Here is a 216-nt window from a genome sequence, read left to right as displayed (position 1 = left end):
GTTAATATTCCCGTACTTATATAATCAGTGACGGAGGGACGGAGAAGGCTAGACAATCCTGGCGTTGGTTGCCCAGGTGAAAGTGTGTAGGCTGAGTGCTTAGGTAAATCCGGGTGCTTAAGGCCGAGACACGAGACGAGCTCCCAAGGGAGTGAAGTTGTTGATGCCCTGCTTCCAGGAAAAGCTTCTAAACTTATGATTATGTGAACCGTACCC

At 49.1% G+C, this 216-nt stretch carries 1 rRNA gene; it reads left to right on the top strand.

Going from position 1 to position 216, the window contains the following annotated elements:
* Positions 1–215: ribosomal RNA gene (locus tag ACXAGR_RS23865) — 23S ribosomal RNA — on the top strand; the annotation flags it as partial.
* Position 216 lies beyond the last annotated feature (1 nt).

Source organism: Alteromonas sp. ABH4_457 (assembly GCF_056160625.1).
The sequence above is the reverse complement of the archived record's forward strand: the minus strand, read 5'-3'. Positions and strand labels throughout refer to the sequence as shown.